The organism is Aeromonas sp. 3P, from assembly GCF_051919745.1.
GTDB lineage: Bacteria > Pseudomonadota > Gammaproteobacteria > Enterobacterales > Aeromonadaceae > Aeromonas > Aeromonas veronii.
Genome location: NZ_JBQBED010000001.1, coordinates 1,924,253 through 1,946,332 on the forward strand (window position 1 = coordinate 1,924,253; position 22,080 = coordinate 1,946,332).

Genomic DNA, 22,080 nt, shown 5'->3' on the forward strand with positions numbered 1-22,080 from the left:
CTTGCCTCGATCAGCCCACAGAGTCCCCCCCCTGTTTGCAGAAGGCGGCGGAGACACGCTGAGTAAACGTCAGATACGACAAAGCATCGCAGCGCGATGTGAGGGGCAATCAAAGGGATTATGAAAACTTCGAAGAGAGATTGGAGCGGGAAACGAGACTCGAACTCGCGACCCCGACCTTGGCAAGGTCGTGCTCTACCAACTGAGCTATTCCCGCAACAGAATGTCATTTACAAGTGATTGGAGCGGGAAACGAGACTCGAACTCGCGACCCCGACCTTGGCAAGGTCGTGCTCTACCAACTGAGCTATTCCCGCAACGGAATGTCACTTACAAATGTTTGGAGCGGGAAACGAGACTCGAACTCGCGACCCCGACCTTGGCAAGGTCGTGCTCTACCAACTGAGCTATTCCCGCAACAGAATGTCATCTGCAAGTGATTGGAGCGGGAAACGAGACTCGAACTCGCGACCCCGACCTTGGCAAGGTCGTGCTCTACCAACTGAGCTATTCCCGCATCGGAATATCACTTACAAATTTTTTGGAGCGGGAAACGAGACTCGAACTCGCGACCCCGACCTTGGCAAGGTCGTGCTCTACCAACTGAGCTATTCCCGCAACAATTTGGTTGTCTTGAGGCTGGCTGATGATTGGAGCGGGAAACGAGACTCGAACTCGCGACCCCGACCTTGGCAAGGTCGTGCTCTACCAACTGAGCTATTCCCGCATCGGGCTGGTTTGCACCAGTGTCATCATCAGATTTTTGGAGCGGGAAACGAGACTCGAACTCGCGACCCCGACCTTGGCAAGGTCGTGCTCTACCAACTGAGCTATTCCCGCAACTACCTTAAAACAGGCCGTACAGCATTTGGTTGCTTGCGCTACTGTACGGGAGCCGAATTATAAGAGCAGTCATTCCAATTGCAAGGGCTTTTTTGTCTGGTTGCGCGCGTTCGCTCAAAAGCTGGCCGAACTGTCGATTTTAGCAGCCAGAGTATGACAACCCCTTGCCGGGGAATCAGATCTTGAAGACGTGGCTGCGATAGAACTGCAGCTCGGCGATGGATTCGCGGATGTCGTCCAGCGCCTGGTGGGTGCCGCTCTTCTTGAACTGATCCAGCAGTTCCGGCTGCCAGCGGCGTACCAGCTCCTTGATGGTGCTGACGTCGACGTTGCGGTAGTGGAAGAAGGCTTCCAGCTCGGCCATGTGCTTGACCATGAAGCGGCGATCCTGACCGATGCTGTTGCCGCACAGCGGGCTGGTGCGCTCCGGCACCCACTGGCGAATGAAGTCGAGGGTCTCGGCAATGGCTTTCGCCTCATCGTGCTGACTCGCCTTGACCCGGGCCACCAGACCGCTCTTGGTATGAGTGTTGACGTTCCAGTCGTCCATCTTGGCCAGCTCTTCATCACTCTGATGAATGGCGATAACCGGCCCTTCGGCCAGTACATTCAGATCCTTGTCGGTGACTATGGTGGCAATCTCCAGTACCACGTTCTCTTCGGGGTCGAGACCCGTCATCTCCATGTCGATCCATACCAGGTTCTGCGCGCTGACTGTCATGATTGCTCTCTCTATTGGGAGGAATGGCGGAATTTTGCCAATTTGCATGTATCATACTGGCTTTGGATCTGTTCATAAACTGGCGAATCGAGTGGCAAAGAAAGCAAAACTCAATCTGGGTCAACAAAGGCGCGTCCAGGCCAACCGCGAACGGCGGCTGCAAAAAGATCACACCACAGTGGTGGATGACACCCTGTTTGGCCCCGCCATCGAAGGGGTGGTGATCAGCCGTTTTGGTCAGCACGCAGACGTGGAAGCGGTCGATGGCACCATCCACCGCAGCAACCTGCGGCGCAGCAGCATCAGCAGTCTGGTCTGTGGCGACAAGGTAGTGTGGCGTCCCGGCCTCAATGCCGCGACAGCGGGCGTCATCGAGGCGGTGCATCCGCGCCACTCGGTACTAACCCGGCCGGACTTCTACGACGGGGTCAAACCCATCGCAGCCAACATCGACCAGATCATCATCGTCTCGGCGGTGATGCCCGAGTTCTCCACCAACATCGTCGACCGCTATCTGGTAGCTGCCGAGGATGTGGAGATCCGCCCCCTCATCGTGCTGAACAAGGTCGACATGCTCGATGATGCCGCCAGAGCGCGCATCGAAAGCCAGCTCGAAACCTACCGCAAGCTCAATTACGAGGTGCTGCTGGTGAGCTGCGAGAGCGGCGAAGGGCTGGATGAACTCAAGGCAGCCCTGACCGACAAGATCAGCATCTTCGTCGGCCAGTCCGGGGTGGGCAAGTCGTCGCTCACCAACGCCCTGATGCCGGGGCTGGATGTACTGACCGGCGAGATCTCCGAAAACTCGGGGCTCGGCCAGCACACCACCACCACGGCGCGACTCTACCACTTCCCAAGCGGTGGCGATCTCATCGACTCCCCCGGGATCCGCGAGTTCGCCCTCTGGCATCTGGAGGCCGACCGCATCACCTGGTGCTTCGTCGAGTTTCGCGACTACCTGGGTGGCTGCAAGTTCCGCGACTGTACCCACAAGGACGATCCCGGCTGTGCCCTGCGCGCCGCAGTCGACGCGGGCGCCATCAGCGCCGATCGCTTCCACAACTATCACCGCATCCTGGAAACCATGCAGGAAGCCCGTCACGGTCGCCAGCAAGCGCGCCTGTGACCCTAATAAACCTACGTTGATGATGAACATGAGCATTACTGACAACCTGAAAATTGCCGGTCAATACTGTCTGCCCAAGCACGCCCTCTCCCGTCTGATCGGCAAGTTTGCCGCCGCCGAAGCGGGCAACATCACCACCAAAGTGATCGAGGCCTTTATCAAGCAGTATCAGGTCGACATGAGCGAGGCGCTGCACGAGAGCCCGGCCCACTACAAGAGCTTCAACGAGTTCTTCACTCGCGAGCTCAAGCCCGGTATCCGTCCCGTGGTAGAAGATGCCATGACTCTGGCGCTGCCGGTGGATGGCACCGTCAGCCAGCTTGGCCCGATCCTGCAGGGTCGCATCATCCAGGCCAAGGGCCACGACTACAGCGCCCGCGAACTGCTGGGCGGCTATGAGGATCTGGTGGCGCCGTTCAAGGATGGCGACTTTGCCACCATCTATCTGGCGCCCAAGGATTATCACCGCATCCACATGCCGCTGGACGGTGTGCTGGAGAGCATGGTGTTCGTGCCGGGGGATCTCTTCTCCGTCAACCCGCTCACCGCCGAGAACGTGCCCAACCTGTTTGCCCGCAACGAGCGGGTGGTCGCCACCTTCCGCACTCCGCACGGCCCGATGGCGCTGGTGCTGGTCGGTGCCACTATCGTGGCCAGCATCGAGACCATCTGGGCCGGCAACATTGCGCCGACCAAAGAGAAGAAGGTGGTGCGCTGGGACTATACCGGCGACGAGGCCATTACCCTGCAGAAAGGCGCCGAAATGGGCCTGTTCAAGCTGGGCAGCACCGTGGTCTGCCTGTTTGGCCCGGGCATGCTGGCCGGTTTCGAACCCCATCTGGCTAATGGCGTCACCACCCGCATGGGTCAGCCCTTTGCCAAGCTGGCGGAGCAGGCATGAGCGAGCAACCGAACGCCTCGCAGAAGAACAACCCGCTGCACGGGCTGACGCTGGAAGCCATCGTCACCGCGCTGGTCGAACACTACGGCTGGGAAGAGCTGGGGCAGCAGATCAATATCCGCTGCTTCACCGATAATCCCAGCATCAAGTCCAGCCTGAAGTTCTTGCGCAAGACCCCCTGGGCTAGGGAGAAGGTCGAAAGCCTCTATCTCTACGTCCAGCGCAAGCAAGCCAAATCGAAGAAGGAAGGGCAAGATGGCCTTTAAGATTACGTACACCTATAAAAAACAGGCCAAAGAGATCGGCTACGCGAACGACAAGTTCCGCAGCATCTACGACGCCATCGCGGCAGCCGAAGGGCTGGATCTCACCAGTTTTCACGCCATGGAGGCCCAGCTGGCTCAGGTTTGTCGCCGTGACAAGAAAAGCGTGAAGGATTACCAGGAGAACTACTTCAAAGAGTTGGGATTCTCCAACATCGTCATCGAACGAGATCTGCAGGAGTAACCATGCGCACCTTGACTCTGATGGCCGCCTCTCTGCTGCTGGCGGCATGCAGTACACCGGAACAACATCTGGTTGGCAGCGATCGCGACAGCCACGGCTGTATCGGCAGCGCGGGCTATCAGTGGTCAGCGCTGACAGGCAAATGTGTGCGCCTGTTTGAAGAGGGTATCCGGCTCAATCCAACCGATGCCAGCCAGACCAGCAGCGCCTTCGTGCTGTTCAATGCCGATCAGACGCAGGCCGAACTGCATCTGCCAAGCGGCGAGCTGCTTGCGCTGACCCGTCAGGGTGCGGAGGGCAACTGGTCGTGGCAGGGCAGCGGCTACACCCTCTTTATCTGGAAGGGTTATGTGCTCAAGCAAGGTGACAAGGCGCTCTATCACGGGGAATAACCCCGAGGGATAGTGCACTGCGTGGTATCGGCGCGATGCCAGCGAAAAAATGCCGACCCAAGGGGTCGGCATTTTTGTATGTGAAACAGACTGTTATCAGGCGCGGCTGAGGTAATCGGCCTGCCCTACCCACTTGTAGCTGGTGAGCTCGGTCAACCCCATGGGGCCACGGGCATGCAGCATCTGGGTCGACACCGCCACCTCGGCCCCCAGACCAAATTGGCCACCATCAGTGAAACGGGTGGAGGCGTTGACATAGACAGCCGCCGAACCGGCTCCATTGACGAAACGCTCGGCGTTGGCCAGATCGTTGGTCAGGATGGCATCGGAGTGGCCGGCGTTATGCTCGCGCATATGGGCTAGCGCTTCGTTCACATCCGCCACCAGCTTGACCCCCAGGGTCAGCCCGAGCCACTCGGTATCGAAATCCTCCGGCCCTGCCTCGCACAGGTTGTCGGCACCCGCCAACTGCCTCATGGCGTTGGGCGCGGCCACCAGCGTCACCTTGCGCTCGTTCATCAGCGTCACCAGCTGCGGCAGGAAAGCCGAAGCGACTTTCTCGTGTACCAGCAGGGTATCGAGGGCATTGCAGGCGGAGGGGCGCTGCACCTTGGCGTTGTCGATGACCGCCAGAGAGCGCACCAGATCAGCACTCTCGTCGACGAAAATATGGCTGATACCGAACCCGCCGATGATGACCGGGATGGAGCTGTTCTCCTTGCACATCTTGTGCAGGCCGGCGCCACCACGGGGGATGATCATGTCCACATAGCGGTCTAGGCGCAGCAACTCGCCGACCAGCGCCCGATCCGGGTTGTCGATGTACTGCACCGCCGCCTCGGGCAGACCGGAGGCCGCCAGCGCATGCTGGATCACCCGCACCAGCTCCAGATTGGAGTGGAAGGTCTCGCGCCCACCACGCAGGATGCTGGCGTTGCCGGTCTTGAGGCAGAGGCTGGCGATGTCGATGGTGACGTTGGGGCGCGCCTCGTAGATGACGCCGATAACCCCGATGGGCACCCGACGACGGGAGAGCCGCAGGCCATTCTCCAGCACCCGACTATCCATTTCGGCACCGACCGGATCGTCCAGCGTGATCACCTTGCGCACATCTGCCACGATACCGGCCAGCCGGGCCGGATTGAGCAGCAGGCGATCCAGCATGGCTTCTGACAAGCCTGCCTCACGGCCAGCCGCAATATCCTTGTCGTTGGCAGCAAGGATCTGCTCACTGCGCGCCTCAAGCTCATCGGCGATGGCGGCCAGCGCCCGATTCTTCTGCGCCGTGCTGATGGTAGCCAGCTGATAGGCGGCTTCACGGGCCGCCTGCCCCATTTTCTCCAGACTCATCTCGGTTCCCTTTTGTTCATGCCGTGCCGCCCTGATTAGAGCAGCACCATATCGTCTCGATGGATGGCTACTGAACCATATCCATAGCCCAGTACCTGCTCAATCTGATCCGAGTGAACGCCGCGCAGCTTCTCCAGCTCCAGATGGTCGTAACGGCAGATACCGCGCGCCAGCTCAGCGCCTTTGGGATCAGGATCCGCACCACATCGCCCCGAATAAAGTCACCCTTGACCGCGACGATCCCCTTGGGCAGCAGGCTGGAGCCTTTATCCTTCATGGCGGCCACTGCGCCCTGATCCACATGCACTTCACCGTGAGGAGGTGGGCCTGCCAGGATCCAGCTCTTGCGCCCTTCCAGCGGGGAGGCCAGCGCCGGGAAGAGGGTTCCGATACGCTCGCCCTTGGCGAGACGGCCGATCACCTCCGGCATCTGGCCGGTCGCGATCACCACGTTGACGCCGGCGCGACGCGCCACATCGGCGGCCTGCAGCTTGGTAGCCATGCCACCGGTGCCGAGGCCGCTGACACTGTCACCCGCCAGCGAGCGCAGGGTATCGTCGATGGTCTGCACCTCTTCAATGAGCTGGGCATCGGGATTGGTACGCGGATCGGCGGTAAACAGCCCCTTCTGGTCTGTCAGCAGGATCAGCAGATCCGCATCCGCCAGAATGGCGGCCCGTGCGGAGAGGTTGTCGTTGTCGCCGACCTTGATCTCGGCGGTCGCCACCGCGTCGTTTTCGTTGATCACCGGAATAATGCGGTGATCGAGCAGTGTGCGCATGGTGTCGCGGGCGTTGAGGTAGCGTTCCCGATCTTCCAGATCGGCGCGGGTCAGCAGCATCTGGCCGATATGCAGACCGTAGAGGTTGAACAGATCCTGCCATACCCGAATAAGCTGGGTCTGACCAACCGCCGCCAGCATCTGCTTGTTGGGCAGGGTTGGCGCCAGTGGCGGGTGACCCAGATGTTCACGCCCGGCGGCGATAGCTCCTGATGTGACGACCACGACCCGATGGCCGTGACGGTGCAAGGCCGCACACTGTCTGACCAGCTCGACCATATGGGCACGATTGAGCTGGGAAGACCCCCCTGTGAGCACGCTGGTGCCCAACTTGACGACTATGGTTCTGTTTTCCATGGGAGCATAAAGGCTAAAAAAGTAAGGAATATCTTTATACCCACGGCCATGGTGCCCTGCAAGGCAATTAACGCCGGGGTGAGGAGATGAAGCAAAGGCCCGGATGATTGCGGGCGGAAGGGGAGATGGCTGACTGATGGCCCGGCAAACAGCGGGATGCTGCTCGCCGGGCATCAGGGATCAAGCAGCGGTCACGGTCAACTCATTGGTGACCTGATCCGCTGGCGCTAACTGACACTCCAGAGCCGTCAGTTTGTCGCTGATGAGCTTGTAGAAACGGTTGAGGGTCCGCTCCACTTCTACCTGGTGCTTCTTGGGGATCGGCTTGTCCAGCCACTCACCATCAGCATTGTAGAAACCGAGCTGATAGTGGTAACGGAAATGGTGATCGTCCTGCTCCAGCACCAGCCACCAGCCCCAGAACTCCCGTTTATCCGGCGCCGGCTTGGCGCTGACACAGACCGACAGGCAGTCGAAACGATAACGCCCCTCTTCGCAGAGATCCTCACGCAAATAGGGGCCAATGGCAGCAAACTGCCTCAACAGTCGCTTGTAGGTCACTCTTTCAGACATGTTAACCTCCCTGTTAAACAAGCCGCGCCACCTCGGGATGGCGTCAGTTCTTTAGCGCAATGTCAGGTACACAAATGCTGTTTCAGCCACTCGACGATTTCGTCCAGCGCCTTGTCATACACCTCCAGCAAAGGCTGTTTGTCGAATACGATGGCCTTGCCGTTACGACTGGCCGCCGCCAATGCCCGTACATCCTGCTCGGGACAAATAAAATCTCGCTTGTGCCCAATACTCAATATCGGCACTGAGGTGCGAGTCCCCAGTAATCCTTGTGTTTTAAGTGAAAATACCTGGCACTTGGTACGCATGCCGTCCCACTGCGCCGCATCAGCCCCCAACCGGTTGGCCAGACTGTCCCGCATCATGCGCGGGCATTTGGCAAACAGCTCCTGATTGGTAAACACCTGATTGACCCCGGCGCCGACACAGACCACGGTCCGCAGCTTGAACGGTTCGATAAAGGCCAGTCTGGCTGCGATATTACCCGCCAGACGCATCCCCACCATGGCGATACGCTGATGATCGACCCAGGCCACTTCGGAGAGGTAATGGAGCACCGCCTGATGGAGACGGCTGGTATCCTGCACCAGCGGCCAATGCTCGGCATAGCCAACCCCGGGCATATCGAGGGAGAGCATGCCGATACCGTTGGGCTCGAGCCGTTTGAGATAGAAGTTGAGGAAATCGAGCTGCAGGGAGTCGATCCCGCCGCTGATGATCACCAGCGGCACCGGTTTTTCGGTCGTCGGCAGGTGGAGATAACCCTGAATATGCTTGCCGCGAAAAGGCACCTGGATCTCTTTGAGCGGCACCTTGAACAGGCGACCGGCCTCGCGATAGGCCATGTTACCGAGCAGCTGGGCTTGATCCGCCAGCTCGTCATCCTTGAGATGGGGATAGCTGGCGATGGAGTAGTAGCGCACCGCCTTGAGCAGCTGTTTCAAGGCGCCAGAAGTATCCCCCTTCTCGCGCAGTTCGCGGCCCTGCTTGAAATAGTTGCCAGCCACCTGGCTCCATTCGTAGATCCAGTTGCCGGGCACATAGCCCTTGATGGTATCGAGATAGCAATCGTGGGTACGCTCGCCGGTCGCCATGGCGATACGGGCCAGGGTCTGCTCCACTTCGATGGGATCTGCCCCCTGCCAGGTCCAGGAGGGGCGGCGCAGCAGGCGATACCAGCTCTTTGACATGGATCCGTCGATAAACATCTCGTCTGACTCGGCTTGCGCCAGATCAGCCGCACTGGAGTTGGAGATCTCGGATGTTTCCAATACCTTCTTGACGCGGGTAAAGAGCTGTTCGGTCAGGTTTAGGTCTTCGTTCAAGTCCAAGATAGTGTCCCATTCATATCAGGCAATAGCTCATCTTAACCACTTTTACTGCCCATCAGCCACCCTGCAACAGATTGATACACAAAAAAACAGGGCTCCAAATTGGAGCCCTGTGAAACCATTATTGCCGGTTGCGACCAATGGACGCAGCGAGCGTCACATCCCGATCCTGTTACTTTTCGTCGCAGATCGGTGTGGCGAACTCCAGTGCCATATCCCACGGCTGTTCGATCCAGGTATCCTGCGGGATCGCCACTTCGAAATCGTCCAGCAGCGCTTCGCCCATCGGCTTGGCGAAAATCGCGATGAACTTGGCTTTCGGGTAGAGCTCGCGGATCGCCTTGGCGGTAGTGCCGGTGTCCACCAGATCTTCCACCACCAGCCAGCCTTCGCCGTCACCGGCGGTGGTGGCAGCCTTCACGACCACCAACTCGCGCTGGCTGTCATGGTCATAGCTGGAGATGCAGAGGGTTTCCACATTACGAATGCCAAGTTCACGGGCCATCAGGGCTGCGGGCACCAGGCCACCACGGCTGACCGCGATGATACCTTTCCACTGGCTGACAGGCAGCTGACGACGGGCCAGACGGCGAGCTTCACGTTGCAGGTTGTCCCACGACACATAGAACTTTTTCGGCATGTTATCGATCTCGAATAGTTATTTAAAAACAATTACTTAAAATCACAACATCCGCAATTATCCCTGCGGATGCCACTAAATGGCGGCCCTTGCCCGACTGAATTCAGATTGCACTTCGGCTGCCTCAGGGCTAAGCCTCGGCAGCAAATCTGATAACAATGGAAGCAAGATGGGCTTATCCGGCGATCGGTTAGATGAAGTGTCCAAACCGCGGACAGGCTGTTGGGCCGATATGATAGCACCGTTTGCAGAGAAAATGCCTGGCAAACGTATGCCAAAAACAGGAAAAATCGGCATCACCCTCTCCATTCGGCACATCTCGAGCGCCAAACGACTAACCTGTCATCCCTGCTGCCGAGTCCTAATGGGCTATGCGGCAAATCGCAGATAAAAAAATAGCAGGGGGAGGATTTACCTCACGCACCTGCTGCTTTCTCGCCTCTGCCTGGTTGGGCAGCTCGTCTTAGCGACGAGTGACGAAGGGGTTAGGGTAGCTGAAACCCTGGGTATACAAAGAGGGGGCAAACCAATAGGTTGAGTTGCTGCCTGGCATATTGAAACTCCTGATTGCTTAACAAGTTACGTACCTTTATGCGGGCTCAAATCCTTGAACGAACACTCGGTTCCATGGAGGCGCACTTGCTTTGCTTCGGTTCCCTGGAGGCTTTCATCGTCATCCTGACGGGTGGCGAACCACGGGAGCTAATTTACCAGTCGGTGCATTAAATTCAATATTTTTGTGAGGTCGGTCACACATTTTCTTTTCTATCGGTCAGCGTCGTCCGAACCTGACGATCGTACTGCCTGGTTGCCATTAGCCAGCACAAGCTGCCTGCGATTTGCGCTGATTGCTCACATTTTTGTGTGATTGACTGTATTATCGTTATCCTCTTCCCCGGCCCGCTGATGGGGCCCTGTTAATTCCGTGCTGGTAAGGAGTCCCGACGTGGCACAGCTTAGCTCTCTCTCTCCCAAACTGATTTGGCATTTCTTCGAACAGATCTGCTCCATCCCCCACCCTTCCAAACATGAAGCCAAACTGAGCGCCTGGATCATCCAATGGGCTCAGGGAGAAGGTCTGGCGGTCAAGCAGGACAAGGTCGGCAACATCATCATCAAGAAACCGGCCACCCCGGGGATGGAAAACCGCAAAGCCGTGGTACTGCAGGCCCACATCGACATGGTGCCGCAGGCCAACGCCGACACCAAACACGACTTCGCCAACGATCCCATCGATGCCTATGTCGATGGCGAGTGGGTCACGGCCCGTGGCACCACCCTGGGTGCCGACAACGGCATCGGCATGGCCGGTTGTCTGGCTGTGCTGGCTGACAAGACCATCAAGCACGGCCCGCTGGAAGTGCTGCTGACCACCGACGAAGAGACCGGCATGACCGGCGCATTCGGTCTGGAAGCGGGCTGGCTGGAGGGCGAAATTCTGCTCAACACCGACTCCGAAGAGGATGGCGAAGTCTATATGGGCTGCGCTGGCGGTGTAGATGCCAATATCCGCTTCCCGCTCGAGCTGGTTGACGCCAGCGAAGGCGAAGCGTTCGAGCTGGCCGTGAAAGGGCTGCGTGGCGGCCACTCCGGTTGCGATATCCATCGCGGCCGTGGCAACGCTAACAAGCTGCTGGTACGTCTGCTCAAAGCAGCCGAGCCGCTGGGTGTTCGTCTGGCCGAGATCCACGGCGGCACTCTGCGCAACGCCATCCCGCGCGAAGCCCGTGCCACCCTGCTGGTGCCCGCTGCCAGCGTGAACGAGTTCAAGGCGCTGGTTGACCGCTACACCGGGATCTACCAGACCGAACTGGCCGCCACCGAGCCGAACCTGACCGTGCTGGTCAACAGCGCCGCCAAACCGGCCAAGCTGATGAGCGTCTCCCTGCAGCAGCGCCTGCTGGATGCCCTGATGGCCTGCCCGAACGGCGTGATGCGCATGAGCGATGCCATGCCCGGCGTGACCGAAACCTCGACCAATCTGGGGGTCATCAAGACTCAGGATGGCGAAGTGTACGTCCAGTGCCTGATCCGTTCCCTGATTGACTCCGGCCGCGAGAGCATCGAGCAGATGACCCGCTCCCTGTTCACCCTGGCAGGCGCCAGCTGCGAATTCACCGGTGCCTACCCGGGTTGGGCACCGAACGTGGACTCCCCCGTCATGGCGCTGGTACGTAATAGCTACCAGACCCTGTTCGGCACCATGCCCAACGTCATGGTGATCCACGCCGGCCTCGAGTGCGGTCTGTTCAAGAGCGCCTATCCGGAGTGGGACATGGTCTCCTTCGGCCCGACCATCCGCGGGGCCCACTCCCCTGACGAGAAGGTACATATCCCGGCGGTCGAGCGTTTCTGGCAACTGCTGGTGCACGTGCTGGAAGCGATTCCGGCCAAGTAAGCCAGCCCGGATAAAACAACAAAACAAAGCCCCGCACTGCTGCGTAATGCCAGTCAGTTAAGCCTGACTGGCATTGTTTTTATTGGCTTTTTGCACCGCATACTTTTGCGGTCTTGCCTTCACACTGCGGGGATAACTCCGCTCCCTTCGCTCCGGTAATACAAACTGCCCCGCCTGCTTATCCAGCTCCGCCACCCGCTTCGGGATACTCCCCGGTGACAGGTACGGCATGCAGCTCAGTTCATGGATGAGGTACACCGACGCCATGTGAAAACTCAGCTGGCTCGCCGTGTATCCCTTCAGACTCGCTGCCATCTTTACCATCTGGCTGCGCAGCAGATTGTACGCCAGCAGCACACCCCACAGCTCTTGCCGTATCCCCGCAGCCTTCTTGCTGCGCAGGGTCAGCCGGTGCTGTTGCAGGCTGTGCTTCATCTCCCGATAGCCCAGCTCGATTTCTCAACGATGACTATACAAGTCGACGATATCGGCGCCCACAAAGCGCATCGGGTCGACCATCGAGGTCAATACTTGGCGCTCCTTGCCGTTGATAGTGCGAGTCAGCAAGCGGGCTTCCACTGTGTCCGGCAGGTGCGGCCACTTCTTCCTCGCCTGTGGGCTGGTTTTCAGCAAGACCAGTGCATCCTGACGCCCCAGCTTGCGCACCACCTCGTATTGCGTGCCCTTTTTGAGTGGCAGCAGCCAGTGCCGCTCGCTGCCAGTGGTTTGCCAGGCGTGGAGCAGACCGAGAGAGTAAAATCCCTTGTCGAACAGAGTTAGCGAGTGGTCTGGTGTGTGCGCGACAAGCTGCTCGGCCAACACCATCTCGTTGACGGCGCAACTCTCCATGACCGCCTGAACAAGCAGGTGACTGGTCAGCGCCATCTGGCAGAGCATGCGTGCCTGCGGATAAGCGGTCTCCCCATGCTGAGTACCGGGCTTGGCAAAGGCAGCGGCATTGTCCTGGGTATCGGGGGTGCGCCACATCACGCCATCGACGGCGAGCAGTTGCAGCCCGGCCCAGCCGGGGTGGTTGGCCTGCTGGTGCCAGCGTGAGGCGGTCTCGTGAAACAGCCGCTCGATGCTCTTGTCCCCCAGTTTTTGGCGAGCTTGCAGAAAGGCGCTGGGAGCAACAAAGGGACGGTCGCCGGGCAACAGGATATCGAGCTGATTGACCAGCTGGGTCATGGGGACGTGGCGGAAGATAGCCATGCCGATGATGGCCCAGACTAGTCGCTCCATGGGCATACGGCGACGGCGCAGGGTAGCGACATCCTCTTCGGCGAGCAGAGTGGTGATGAGCTCAGGAGCAATGAGGTCTGAGAGTGACTCAAACTGGGCAGCATTGCTGGCGTGGAGGAAGTCGAGAGCGTGAGCGATACGCATAAAAAATCCGAAACCAATCAACAGGCTTCGGATTTTCACACAACAGAAGGATCGGTCAATGGATCCTTAACTGATCAGCATTACGCACTGCTGCGGGGCTTTTTATTGTCTGTTCCAACCTGACGTTGGCGCTTACCGGATGCCGCGGGCCTCGCGGATCCACTCCCAGGCTTGCTGGATCTCCTGGGTCTTCTCCTTGGCCATCTCCATCATCTCCGGCGGCAACCCCTTGGCAGCCAGCTTGTCCGGGTGATGTTTGCTCATCTCCTTGCGGTAGGCGCGCTTGATATCCTGATCGCTGTCGCTCTCGCTCACTCCCAGCAACTGGTAGGCATTCTTGAGGCGATCCGCAGAGGGTGCCGCCTGCCGATACTGCTGGCCACCGGAATGGCCCCCCTGATACTGGCCATGAGCCTGATTGAAGAAGTTCATCTGCGCTTCGGCCATCGCCAGAATGCGGGCCAGCTCGATGCGGCTGAAGCCCAGTTCGTCGGCAATGGTGTGCAGAATGGCGCGCTCGCCCTCCTCTACCCGCCCGTCGGCAAAGGCCGCCTGCAGTTGTACCTCGAGGAAGAAGCGCAGAATGTCGCGCTGCCCGAGGCTGGCACGGCGGAACTCGGCCAGGGTCTCGCGCAGCGGGAAGTCGGCCTCTTTACCGAGACGAAATGACTCCTGTGCCCGGGTACGCTGTTCACCCGCCAGCCGCATCCGATCCATCAGGTTGGAGGCAACCCGGATCTCCTGCTCGGTCACCTGGCCGCTGGACTTGGCGATGTGACCCATCACCGAGAAGGTGGCGTGGAAGAAGACGGCTTGCTGCTCCTGACTCGGACCGCGACGAAACGCCCCCTGCAGCCCCATGCCACGGTCGAAACGGTGGCCAATCCAGAGGCCAATCAGGGCGCCGATGATATTGCCGAGCAGAAAACCGAAGAAGGCGCCCAGCACCTTACCCCAAATACGCATGGTTCAAGACCTCTTGAAGTTAATGAGTGCGGGCCTGGAGCTGGTCGTCCAGCTCGCGCAGACGGTCGACCGTGCCGATATCGCGCCACTCGCCAGCGAGCAGGCTGCCGCCCACCCGCCCTTGCGCCATCCAGTCACGGAGCAGGGGCGCCAGTTTGCGGGCGCCGCCCGCGAGACCGGCAAAGGCCGCCGGATCATATAGTCCGACCCCGCTGAAGGTAAACGCTGGCGTATCCATGACTCGCCCCCCTTGCAGGGCGAAGTCCCCGCTCGGGTGCTGGGGCGGATTGGGTACCAGCCAAAGGTGGGCCAGATCATCGCCAAGGGGCTGGCTGACCAGTGTGTGATAATCGAGATCGAGCCAGGTATCGCCGTTGATCACCAGAAAAGGGTCTGCGCCCAGCAGTGGCAGCGCCTGCACGATTCCGCCCGCGGTCTCCAGCGCGCTCTCCTCGGCTGACCAGTGGATGGTCACACCAAGCGCACTGCCATCACCCAGGCTCTCGACCAGCTTGTGGCCAAGCCAGGCGTGGTTGATGACCAACTCGGTCACGCCAGCGGCTTTGAGTTTTTCGATGTGATGAACGATGAGCGGCTTGCCCCCCACCGCCAGCAGCGGCTTGGGCAGCAGGTCAGTCAGCGGGCGCATCCGCTCGCCACGGCCAGCGGCCAGGATCATCGCCTTCATGGTTTTACCCCTGCATTGGCGATCCCCGGCAACACCACCTGCTCCAGCCACTGACCAAAACGGGCCAATACCGGATAGGCGCTACCGTGAGTGCGACAGACATCCACCACGTAGCCAAGGGTACGGGGAATATCCTTGAGATAGCCGGACTTGCCGTCGCGATGATAGAGCCGGGTGAAGATCCCCGCCGCTTTGAGGTGGCGCTGCATGCCGGTCAGGTCGGCATCACGACGGAAACTGGCATAATCGAGCTCGCCAAGCAGACCCGCCTGTTGCAGGGTGGCAAAGCCGTGGCACATCCCTTCATCGATCACCTCGTCCGGCCAGCGCACGTAGCAATCTTTCAGCAGAGAGACCAGGTCATAGGTAAGCGGCCCGATGACCATGTCCTGAAAATCGATGATGGCCAGCCGGCTGCTCTCGGGGGTATCACCGCCACACACCATCAGGTTGCGACTGTGGAAGTCACGGTGCATGACCCCTTGCGGCTGAGCCAGATTGCAGGCGGTGAGGCAGGCGAAGGTCTCGTCCAGCAGTTGCTGCTCTTCATGGCTCAGGCTCAGTTGCAGATGATGGCCCAGCAGCCACTCGGGGAAAATGCTGTTTTCCCGCGCCATAAAAGCCGCATCGAAGGGTTCAAGCGCCAGTTCAACCGCCCCCAGGCGGGGCAGCAAATCAATCGCCTTGCCATACCAGGCCAGCACGTTGTGCTCGTTCAGGCAGCTGATCAGCTGGGTATCGCCCAGGTCACTGACCGCCAGCAGACCCTGTTCGTAGTCCACAGCCTTCACCTCTGGCGCCAACAGCTGACGCGCCTGCAAGGCGGCCGCGTTACGAACAAACTCATGATTTTTTTCGGTTTTCGGATTGGCATCCACCCACACAAGACCACCACCACGAGAGTAGCGGCGGAAGCTGGCATCACCGGAAATGAGGGTAAGCGTGAGAGTGGCATCACCGGAAATACGGCGTGCCCACTGCAGTAGCAGGGAATCGCGATCGTGCATAAGTAGAGGACCAAGGTGGAAAGCAGCACTTGGCTGTTAGCCCTGGCCGCAATAATGCTTTATCATTGCCGGCTAACATAAAGCAATGACATGCAATGTCAACTCGATGAAACCTGTCGTAAAATGCATGCCTTGGATCAACCGTATCTATCACGGATTGCACGAGTCTTTCACATGACAAAATGGACACTGGGGTACCGCTATCCCATCGCCCTGACTATCAGCCTGGCCCCCGCACTCACCCCTATGATGGTGCAGGCGGCCCCGTTCGAAGCGCCGCCAGCCACCGGCATTCTCGATAGTCTCTGCTATGACTATGTTCCCAAGATAGAGAAGCCTGCATCGGATCAGGATGCCAACGCACAGCCGGTCGAGGTTGATGCTGACCGTCTCGAGGCCAAACAGGGCGGCACCGCCGTCTATGAAGGCGACGTCAAGGTTCGTCAGGGTGTTCGCAAGTTTGACTCCGACTATGCCCAGCTCGATCAGAAGAGCCGGGATGTCATCGCCATCGGCAACATCTATTACAACGACGGTCAGGTGACCGTCACCAGCGACAAGACCCTCAAATCCAACCTGGATACCAAGAACTCCGAGCTGGAAGAGGGCAAGTATCAGGTGCATGGCTCACCGGTGCGCGGCTTTGCCAAGCGCGTGGTGATGACCAACAACAACCAGAACATCACCATGGAGGGGGCCCAGTACACCACCTGCCCCCCCGGTCAGGAAGTGTGGACCCTCAAGGCGGGCAGCATCGACATCGACCAGAAAGAGGTGTTCGGCGAAGCCTGGAATGCCAGCCTCTGGCTCTATGACTACCCGGTGTTCTACTTCCCCTATATCAACTTCCCCATCAAGGATGAGCGGAAGACCGGTCTGCTCTACCCAGGTTACAAGCAAAGCTCCAGCAACGGCATGGATATCACCCAGCCCTTCTACTGGAACATTGCCCCCAACTACGATGCCACCATCACCTCCCGTTTTATGGATAAACGCGGCCTGATGGAACAGGTGGAGTTCCGCTACATGCCGGACCCCGCCCACACCGGCACCCTCTATTTTGAAAATCTGGCAGATGACAAGCAGTACAGCCCGAGCAATCTGAGTCTAGCTGGCTTGTCCGATGGCCATCGCTACCTGATGAACGTACGTCACGGCTCCGCCCTGATGGATGGCAGTCTGCGTTTTGGCATCGACTACACCCAGGTGCGCGACAAGGACTACAACTATTTCAACGACTTCAGCCCGCAAGTGGGCACCCAGGTCGACAGCCAGTTGCAGCAATCCTTTACCGCTGGCTATTACCAGCCTAACTGGAACCTCACCTCCGAGGTGCGCCGCTACCAGATCCTGAGCCCATATGCACTGCTGCCCCACGAGATGCTGCCGCGTATCGACTACAACTACTATCAGCAAGGCAAGTGGTTCGATCTGGCCTGGAACAGTGAACTGACCAAGTTTGGCTATGACAGTGGCAGTGCCGCCACTCTGCAAGCAGGTGAGCGCTATACCGCTACCCGCCTGCATCTGGCGCCAACCCTGACCGTGCCCCTGGTGGATGCACCGGGTTACTACCTGACCAGTCAGTACAAGCTGATGTTTACCTCCTACAACCAGGAGGTACCCGATAATCTGGTTAGCCAGGACCGCAGCCGCTTCACCGATGCAGACAGCAAACAGCTGACCCTGAAAGAGGGCACCATTACCCGTACTCTGCCCTCCTTCCGCCTCAAGGGGGGCGTCAACTTCGATCGGCCACTCGACTGGTATGATGGCAAGGGTACCCAGACCCTGGAACCCGAGTTCCAGTACCTCTATATCCCTTACAAAAATCAGGATGAGATCGGGATCTACGACTCCACCACCACCCGTCAGGACTACTACAGCCTGTTCAGTGACCGCCGCTTTGCCGGTCTCGACCGCATCAGCGATGCCAATCGGGTCACCGTTGGCCTGACCAGCCGGGTCTATGACAATGTGGGTGATGAACGGTTGCGTCTGGCGGTGGCCCAGGCCTTCGAAATGACACCACCCAAGGTGCGCCTCTACCCTTCAAATCCGGAAAGTACCAACGCACGCTCCCTGCTCTCGTTTGAGGGGGATGCCCGGATCACCGATGAGTGGTTTGCCCATGCGGGGACCCAGTACGATACCTCCGAGGGTGAATTTACGGCTGGCAACGGTGCAGTCGAGTACCGAACCGGCAAGCTGACCACTCAGGTCAACTACCGCTACATCAAGGATGGCAACCTGGACTATCGCTATCCGACCAACACGGCACTAGCAGAAGATCTGAGCCAGGCGGGCCTGGTGATGATGGCACCGATCGCCGATCAGTGGCAGATGTATGGCGGTTACTACCGTGACATCAAGCAGGATGTGAACATTGACCGCAAAATCGGTGTCAAATACGACTCCTGCTGCTGGAGCATCAACATGAGCCTGGAGTGGCACAATCAGCCGGACAACGTAACCCTGAAGCCCACTTCGGAAAAAGTCATTGGTCTGCAGTTTGAAATGAAGGGACTTGGCAGCGTGGGTACCGGTGGCCGCAGCGTCACACTGGATACCGAGCTGTTGCCCTATGTTCGCCCGTTTAATCTGAAAGGCCAGCAATGATGCTGGTCCAGCCTTGAGAGATGGATATGAAAAAGACCCTGATTGCCCTGCTGACCGCGGGAATGTTCGGTGCCATGAGCCAGGCCGCACTGGCTGCGCCCGAGCTGATGGACAAGGTGCTGGCCGTGGTCAACAAGGACGTGGTGCTGTCCAGCCAACAGGACGCACTGGTCAACAAGGTAAAACTCTCCGCTCAGGAGAGCGGCCAGTCCCTGCCTGACGATGCCACCCTGCGCAAACAGGCGCTGGATCGCCTGATCCAGGAGAGCCTGCAGTTGCAACTGGCGGAGCGCCAGGGGCTGAAGATCAGCGACACCCAGCTGGAACAGGCTATTCAGGGCATCGCTGCCGACAACAAGATGACCCTGGATCAGCTGCGCGCCCAGCTCGCCCGTGAAGGGATGACCTATGCCCAGTATCGGGAAGAGGTTCGCCGCGAGATCCTGATGAACGAGGTGCGCCGCAACCAGGTGCGTCGCCGTATCAACATCTCCGAGCAGGAGGTGAAGCAGGTGGTGGAGATCCTGAAGAAACAGGGTCAACAGCAGAACGAGTACCACGTCGGCCATATCCAGATTGCCCTGCCGGACAACCCCACCGCCGCCCAGCTGGATGCCGCCAAGAGCAAGATCGAGCGCATTCTGACCGCCCTCAAGCAAGGGGCCGACTTCCGCAAACTGGCCATTGCCGAGAGTAATGGTCCCAAGGCGCTGGAAGGGGGGGATTGGGGCTGGATGAGCCCGCAAGAGATGCCGACCCTGATGGCGGAAGCGGTACAGGGTGCCAAGAAGGGCGACATCGTCGGCCCGCTGCGCTCCGGTGCCGGCCTGCACATCGTCAAGGTGTTCGACACCAAGGGTCAGCAGCAAGTGATGCAGACCGAGGTGAAAGCCCGCCACATCCTGATCAAGCCGTCCATTATCCTGAGCGAAGAGAAAGCCAAGGGGATGCTGGACGGCATTCTGCACGACATCAAGAGCGGCAAGGCCAGCTTCGCCAGCATGGCGGAGAAGTACTCCGAAGATCCGGGCTCTGCGGTGCAGGGTGGCGAACTGGGCTGGTCTGATCCCAACGTCTATGTCCCCGAGTTCCGCGACATGGTCAACCGCCTGCAACCGGGCCAGATCAGTGCCCCGTTCCGTACCAGCCACGGTTGGCACATAGTGCAGGTGGAAGATCGCCGCAGCCAGGATGCCACCGACAAGGCTCAGGAGCAGCGCGCCTACCAGCTGATCTACAACCGTCGCTTCGTGGAAGAGTCCCAGGCATGGCTGGATGAGCTGCGTGATGAGGCTTACATCCGTGTCGAAGGATCTGCGAGCTGATGAGCTGCCGTCGCCTTGCTGTTACCCCGGGCGAACCGGCCGGGATCGGCCCGGATCTGGTGCTGCAGATTGCCCAGCAGGATTGGCCCCACCAGTTGGTGGTGATCGCCGATCCGGCGCTGCTGCGCGAGCGGGCAACCCTGCTTGGGCTGCCCATCGAGCTTGAGCCCTACGATGCCGCCGCCCCTGCCCGCCCCCAGCGGGCGGGCACCCTGACCGTCTGTCCGGTCTCCCTCGGCGCCCCCGTGGTGCCGGGCGAGCTGAACGAAGGCAATGGTGCCTATGTGCTGGCGACCCTGCAGCGCGCCTGTGATGGCAACATGAGCGGCGAATTTGCCGCCGTGGTGACCGGGCCAGTGCACAAGGGGATCATCAACCAGGCCGGGGTCTCGTTCAGCGGCCACACCGAGTTCTTTGCACAGCAATCCAACACCGCCGATGTGGTAATGATGCTGGCAACCGAGGGGCTGCGGGTCGCACTGGCGACTACCCATATTCCGCTGGCCTATGTAGCGATGGCCATCACCGAGGATCGCCTCGGCAAGGTGATCCGGATCCTCAACGAGGATCTCGCCACCAAGTTTGGCATCGCCAAACCCCGTATTTACGTCTGCGGCCTCAACCCCCATGCCGGGGAAGGTGGCCATCTTGGACGTGAAGAGATTGACGTGATCGAACCCGCCCTGGCCACGCTGCGCCAGGAAGGGATAGATCTGGTCGGCCCGTTGCCGGCCGACACCCTGTTCCAGGAGAAATACCTCAAGGATGCGGATGCGGTACTCGCCATGTACCACGACCAGGGGCTGCCCGTGCTCAAGTACAAGGGCTTCGGCAGTTCGGTCAATATCACCCTGGGGCTTCCCTTCATCCGCACTTCGGTGGATCACGGCACCGCGCTGGATCTGGCAGGCAAGAGCCTGGCCGATCCGGGCAGCCTTGTCACCGCGATTAACCACGCCATCAAGATGGTAGAGAAAAAAAGATATGAGCAGTAAGGTGCACATGGGCCACACGGCCCGTAAGCGTTTCGGTCAGAACTTCTTGCACGACCGGTATGTGATCGATCAGATCGTCGCCGCCATCAACCCGCAGCCGGGTCAGAATCTGGTGGAGATCGGTCCGGGTCTGGCCGCGCTGACCGAGCCGGTTGCCGCCCAGATGGACAAAATGACCGTGGTCGAGCTTGACCGGGACCTGGCAGCTCGCCTGCGCGAGCACCCGACCCTCAAAGACAAGCTGACCGTCATCGAAGCGGATGCCATGCGTTTCGACTTCGGCACCCTGATGGGTGAAGGCAAGGGGCCGCTGCGCATCTTCGGCAACCTGCCCTACAACATCTCCACCCCGCTCATCTTCCACCTGTGCGAATTTGCCGACCGGGTTGAAGACATGCACTTCATGCTGCAAAAGGAAGTGGTGTTGCGTCTGGCCGCAGGCCCGGGCAGCAAGGCTTATGGCCGTCTGAGCGTGATGACCCAGTACTACTGCCAGGTGGTGCCGGTGCTGGAAGTGGGCCCGGGCGCCTTCAAACCGGCGCCGAAAGTGGACTCTGCCGTGGTTCGCCTGATCCCGCACAAGAATCCGACCATAGTCGCAAAAGACATTCGTTGTCTGAATCGCGTCTGTACCGAAGGCTTTGGCCAGCGTCGCAAGACCATCCGCAACAGCTTCTCCAACTTCATCACCGACGCCCAGCTGACCGAGCTTGGTATCGATGGCAACCTGCGCCCGGAGAATCTCTCCCTCGAGCAGTTTGTCATGATCGCCAACTGGCTGGCGGATCAGCAACAGGCCTGATCCTGTGGCACCCCCGCACATCGAGATCCGCCCATACCCCGTGTATGTGGCGGGCTCCAAAGACCCTTACCAGTTTCACTATCTGATCGAGATTGAGAATCTGGGGCCCGGCCCGGTGCAACTGCTGCATCGGCGCTGGCTCATCACCGATGCCAATGGCAAGATGCTGGAAGTGGCAGGCCCGGGCGTGGTCGGGGAACAACCCGTCATTGCCGAAGGTGAGACCTACCGCTACCAGAGCGGCGTGCCGCTGGCGACCCCGCTTGGGGTGATGGAAGGGAGCTATACCCTGCAAGATGGCTCTGGTCAGCAGTTCGAGGCGCACATCGCCCCCTTCACGCTGGCCATCCCCAATATTATCAACTGAGGTTT

Annotated in this window: 19 protein-coding genes, 7 tRNA genes and 2 pseudogenes; 11 read left to right on the forward strand and 17 right to left on the reverse strand. The window is 59.4% G+C overall.

Translation table 11 applies throughout. The features are described from left to right. Nucleotides 1–141 precede the first annotated feature (141 nt). The 8 genes from ACTG19_RS08600 to orn all read right to left on the reverse strand — a co-directional run bounded on the left by ACTG19_RS08600 (nt 142) and on the right by orn (nt 1,564). Nucleotides 142–217 (reverse strand) — tRNA-Gly (locus tag ACTG19_RS08600). A 24-nt stretch (nt 218–241) separates the two neighbouring features. Continuing rightward, nucleotides 242–317, reverse strand: a tRNA-Gly gene (locus ACTG19_RS08605). A 24-nt stretch (nt 318–341) separates the two neighbouring features. Further along, nucleotides 342–417 (reverse strand) — tRNA-Gly (locus ACTG19_RS08610). 24 nt (nt 418–441) lie between these two features. After that, a tRNA-Gly gene (locus tag ACTG19_RS08615) sits at nt 442–517 on the reverse strand. A 25-nt stretch (nt 518–542) separates the two neighbouring features. Then, a tRNA-Gly gene (locus tag ACTG19_RS08620) sits at nt 543–618 on the reverse strand. A gap of 33 nt (nt 619–651) precedes the next feature. Further along, nucleotides 652–727 (reverse strand) — tRNA-Gly (locus ACTG19_RS08625). Between the two features lie 37 nt (nt 728–764). Then, a tRNA-Gly gene (locus ACTG19_RS08630) sits at nt 765–840 on the reverse strand. Between the two features lie 178 nt (nt 841–1,018). Next, on the reverse strand, nt 1,019–1,564 hold the full coding sequence (gene orn, locus ACTG19_RS08635; protein ID WP_064341069.1) for an oligoribonuclease: 546 nt from the start codon (nt 1,562–1,564) through the stop codon (nt 1,019–1,021). A 91-nt stretch (nt 1,565–1,655) separates the two neighbouring features. Here orn and rsgA point away from each other — a divergent pair, with 91 nt between their 5' ends. From rsgA to ACTG19_RS08660, 5 genes are read left to right on the forward strand one after another with little or no spacing between them, the layout of a single operon-like run. Further along, nucleotides 1,656–2,690: a small ribosomal subunit biogenesis GTPase RsgA gene (gene rsgA / locus ACTG19_RS08640; RefSeq protein ID WP_041202348.1), complete on the forward strand. Its 1,035-nt coding sequence runs from the start codon at nt 1,656–1,658 to the stop codon at nt 2,688–2,690. A 28-nt stretch (nt 2,691–2,718) separates the two neighbouring features. Next, the gene (gene asd / locus ACTG19_RS08645) at nt 2,719–3,591 is read left to right on the forward strand and encodes an archaetidylserine decarboxylase (RefSeq protein WP_201989641.1); all 873 of its coding nucleotides are present in this window, start codon (nt 2,719–2,721) and stop codon (nt 3,589–3,591) included. After that, nucleotides 3,588–3,857 carry a VF530 family DNA-binding protein gene (locus ACTG19_RS08650; protein WP_005349372.1) on the forward strand — a complete coding sequence of 90 codons (270 nt, stop codon included), beginning with the start codon at nt 3,588–3,590 and terminating at the stop codon, nt 3,855–3,857. The genes asd and ACTG19_RS08650 overlap by 4 nt, the downstream gene beginning before the upstream one ends. Then, a complete protein-coding gene (locus ACTG19_RS08655; protein WP_005338984.1) occupies nt 3,847–4,098 on the forward strand; it encodes a DUF2960 domain-containing protein in 252 nt (83 codons plus the stop codon). The genes ACTG19_RS08650 and ACTG19_RS08655 overlap by 11 nt, the downstream gene beginning before the upstream one ends. Nucleotides 4,099–4,100: 2 nt before the next feature. Beyond that, nucleotides 4,101–4,490, forward strand: coding sequence for a hypothetical protein (locus ACTG19_RS08660; protein WP_421293435.1), 390 nt, complete (start codon nt 4,101–4,103; stop codon nt 4,488–4,490). A gap of 96 nt (nt 4,491–4,586) precedes the next feature. Here the strand turns inward: ACTG19_RS08660 and ACTG19_RS08665 are convergent, their stop codons facing one another. The 5 genes and pseudogenes from ACTG19_RS08665 to gpt form a co-directional block, all read right to left on the reverse strand. Next, the gene (locus ACTG19_RS08665) at nt 4,587–5,876 is read right to left on the reverse strand and encodes a glutamate-5-semialdehyde dehydrogenase (protein ID WP_439989596.1); all 1,290 of its coding nucleotides are present in this window, start codon (nt 5,874–5,876) and stop codon (nt 4,587–4,589) included. Then, nucleotides 5,876–6,978, reverse strand: a pseudogene (gene proB / locus ACTG19_RS08670) (glutamate 5-kinase). Before proB ends, ACTG19_RS08665 begins: the two are co-directional and overlap by 1 nt. A 180-nt stretch (nt 6,979–7,158) precedes the next feature. Next, nucleotides 7,159–7,551 (reverse strand): sigma factor-binding protein Crl, encoded by a 393-nt coding sequence (crl, locus tag ACTG19_RS08675; RefSeq protein WP_005339003.1) that lies wholly within the window; start codon nt 7,549–7,551, stop codon nt 7,159–7,161. Between the two features lie 62 nt (nt 7,552–7,613). Then, nucleotides 7,614–8,882 carry an esterase FrsA gene (gene frsA, locus ACTG19_RS08680; protein WP_064338704.1) on the reverse strand — a complete coding sequence of 423 codons (1,269 nt, stop codon included), beginning with the start codon at nt 8,880–8,882 and terminating at the stop codon, nt 7,614–7,616. A gap of 172 nt (nt 8,883–9,054) precedes the next feature. After that, nucleotides 9,055–9,522, reverse strand: a complete 468-nt coding sequence (gpt, locus tag ACTG19_RS08685) for a xanthine phosphoribosyltransferase (protein ID WP_005339007.1) — start codon at nt 9,520–9,522, stop codon at nt 9,055–9,057. Nucleotides 9,523–10,468: 946 nt separating this feature from the next. Here gpt and ACTG19_RS08690 point away from each other — a divergent pair. Beyond that, entirely contained in the window at nt 10,469–11,920 is a 1,452-nt protein-coding gene (locus ACTG19_RS08690; RefSeq protein WP_201908601.1) for an aminoacyl-histidine dipeptidase, read from the forward strand. Between the two features lie 57 nt (nt 11,921–11,977). Here the strand turns inward: ACTG19_RS08690 and ACTG19_RS08695 are convergent. From ACTG19_RS08695 to ACTG19_RS08710, 4 genes and pseudogenes are all read right to left on the reverse strand, one after another. Further along, nucleotides 11,978–13,306: pseudogene (locus ACTG19_RS08695) on the reverse strand (IS4 family transposase). A 132-nt stretch (nt 13,307–13,438) separates the two neighbouring features. Then, nucleotides 13,439–14,272, reverse strand: a complete 834-nt coding sequence (djlA, locus tag ACTG19_RS08700) for a co-chaperone DjlA (protein WP_439988980.1) — start codon at nt 14,270–14,272, stop codon at nt 13,439–13,441. Between the two features lie 19 nt (nt 14,273–14,291). Beyond that, a complete protein-coding gene (murU, locus tag ACTG19_RS08705; RefSeq protein ID WP_113740479.1) occupies nt 14,292–14,960 on the reverse strand; it encodes an N-acetylmuramate alpha-1-phosphate uridylyltransferase MurU in 669 nt (222 codons plus the stop codon). Continuing rightward, complete coding sequence (locus tag ACTG19_RS08710) at nt 14,957–15,967, reverse strand: aminoglycoside phosphotransferase family protein (RefSeq protein ID WP_439988981.1); 1,011 nt, start codon at nt 15,965–15,967, stop codon at nt 14,957–14,959. The genes murU and ACTG19_RS08710 overlap by 4 nt, the downstream gene beginning before the upstream one ends. A gap of 174 nt (nt 15,968–16,141) precedes the next feature. On the opposite strand from ACTG19_RS08710, the gene lptD reads away from it, so the two are divergent. Genes lptD through apaG form a run of 5 tightly spaced genes read left to right on the forward strand, consistent with a single transcriptional unit; the run spans nt 16,142 to nt 22,075 of the window. Next, nucleotides 16,142–18,586: an LPS assembly protein LptD gene (gene lptD / locus ACTG19_RS08715; RefSeq protein ID WP_439988982.1), complete on the forward strand. Its 2,445-nt coding sequence runs from the start codon at nt 16,142–16,144 to the stop codon at nt 18,584–18,586. Nucleotides 18,587–18,612: 26 nt separating this feature from the next. After that, nucleotides 18,613–19,911 carry a peptidylprolyl isomerase SurA gene (gene surA, locus ACTG19_RS08720; protein WP_439988983.1) on the forward strand — a complete coding sequence of 433 codons (1,299 nt, stop codon included), beginning with the start codon at nt 18,613–18,615 and terminating at the stop codon, nt 19,909–19,911. Then, a complete protein-coding gene (gene pdxA / locus ACTG19_RS08725) occupies nt 19,911–20,906 on the forward strand; it encodes a 4-hydroxythreonine-4-phosphate dehydrogenase PdxA (protein ID WP_439988984.1) in 996 nt (331 codons plus the stop codon). Before surA ends, pdxA begins: the two co-directional genes overlap by 1 nt. Next, on the forward strand, nt 20,896–21,708 hold the full coding sequence (gene rsmA, locus ACTG19_RS08730) for a 16S rRNA (adenine(1518)-N(6)/adenine(1519)-N(6))-dimethyltransferase RsmA (RefSeq protein WP_005339016.1): 813 nt from the start codon (nt 20,896–20,898) through the stop codon (nt 21,706–21,708). Before pdxA ends, rsmA begins: the two co-directional genes overlap by 11 nt. A gap of 4 nt (nt 21,709–21,712) precedes the next feature. Next, nucleotides 21,713–22,075, forward strand: a complete 363-nt coding sequence (gene apaG, locus ACTG19_RS08735; RefSeq protein ID WP_042080575.1) for a Co2+/Mg2+ efflux protein ApaG — start codon at nt 21,713–21,715, stop codon at nt 22,073–22,075. The last annotated feature ends 5 nt before the right edge of the window (nt 22,076–22,080 follow it).

What these genes read in the sequence shown, in the direction of transcription:
- orn (WP_064341069.1), bottom strand. Translation starts at nt 1,564, where the DNA reads ATGACAGTCAGCGCGCAGAACCTGGTATGGATCGACATGGAGATGACG.
- asd (WP_201989641.1), top strand. Translation starts at nt 2,719, where the DNA reads ATGAGCATTACTGACAACCTGAAAATTGCCGGTCAATACTGTCTGCCC.
- ACTG19_RS08650 (WP_005349372.1), top strand. Translation starts at nt 3,588, where the DNA reads ATGAGCGAGCAACCGAACGCCTCGCAGAAGAACAACCCGCTGCACGGG.
- ACTG19_RS08655 (WP_005338984.1), top strand. Translation starts at nt 3,847, where the DNA reads ATGGCCTTTAAGATTACGTACACCTATAAAAAACAGGCCAAAGAGATC.
- ACTG19_RS08660 (WP_421293435.1), top strand. Translation starts at nt 4,101, where the DNA reads ATGCGCACCTTGACTCTGATGGCCGCCTCTCTGCTGCTGGCGGCATGC.
- crl (WP_005339003.1), bottom strand. Translation starts at nt 7,551, where the DNA reads ATGTCTGAAAGAGTGACCTACAAGCGACTGTTGAGGCAGTTTGCTGCC.
- gpt (WP_005339007.1), bottom strand. Translation starts at nt 9,522, where the DNA reads ATGCCGAAAAAGTTCTATGTGTCGTGGGACAACCTGCAACGTGAAGCT.
- djlA (WP_439988980.1), bottom strand. Translation starts at nt 14,272, where the DNA reads ATGCGTATTTGGGGTAAGGTGCTGGGCGCCTTCTTCGGTTTTCTGCTC.
- murU (WP_113740479.1), bottom strand. Translation starts at nt 14,960, where the DNA reads ATGAAGGCGATGATCCTGGCCGCTGGCCGTGGCGAGCGGATGCGCCCG.
- ACTG19_RS08710 (WP_439988981.1), bottom strand. Translation starts at nt 15,967, where the DNA reads ATGCACGATCGCGATTCCCTGCTACTGCAGTGGGCACGCCGTATTTCC.
- lptD (WP_439988982.1), top strand. Translation starts at nt 16,142, where the DNA reads ATGACAAAATGGACACTGGGGTACCGCTATCCCATCGCCCTGACTATC.
- surA (WP_439988983.1), top strand. Translation starts at nt 18,613, where the DNA reads ATGAAAAAGACCCTGATTGCCCTGCTGACCGCGGGAATGTTCGGTGCC.
- pdxA (WP_439988984.1), top strand. Translation starts at nt 19,911, where the DNA reads ATGAGCTGCCGTCGCCTTGCTGTTACCCCGGGCGAACCGGCCGGGATC.
- rsmA (WP_005339016.1), top strand. Translation starts at nt 20,896, where the DNA reads ATGAGCAGTAAGGTGCACATGGGCCACACGGCCCGTAAGCGTTTCGGT.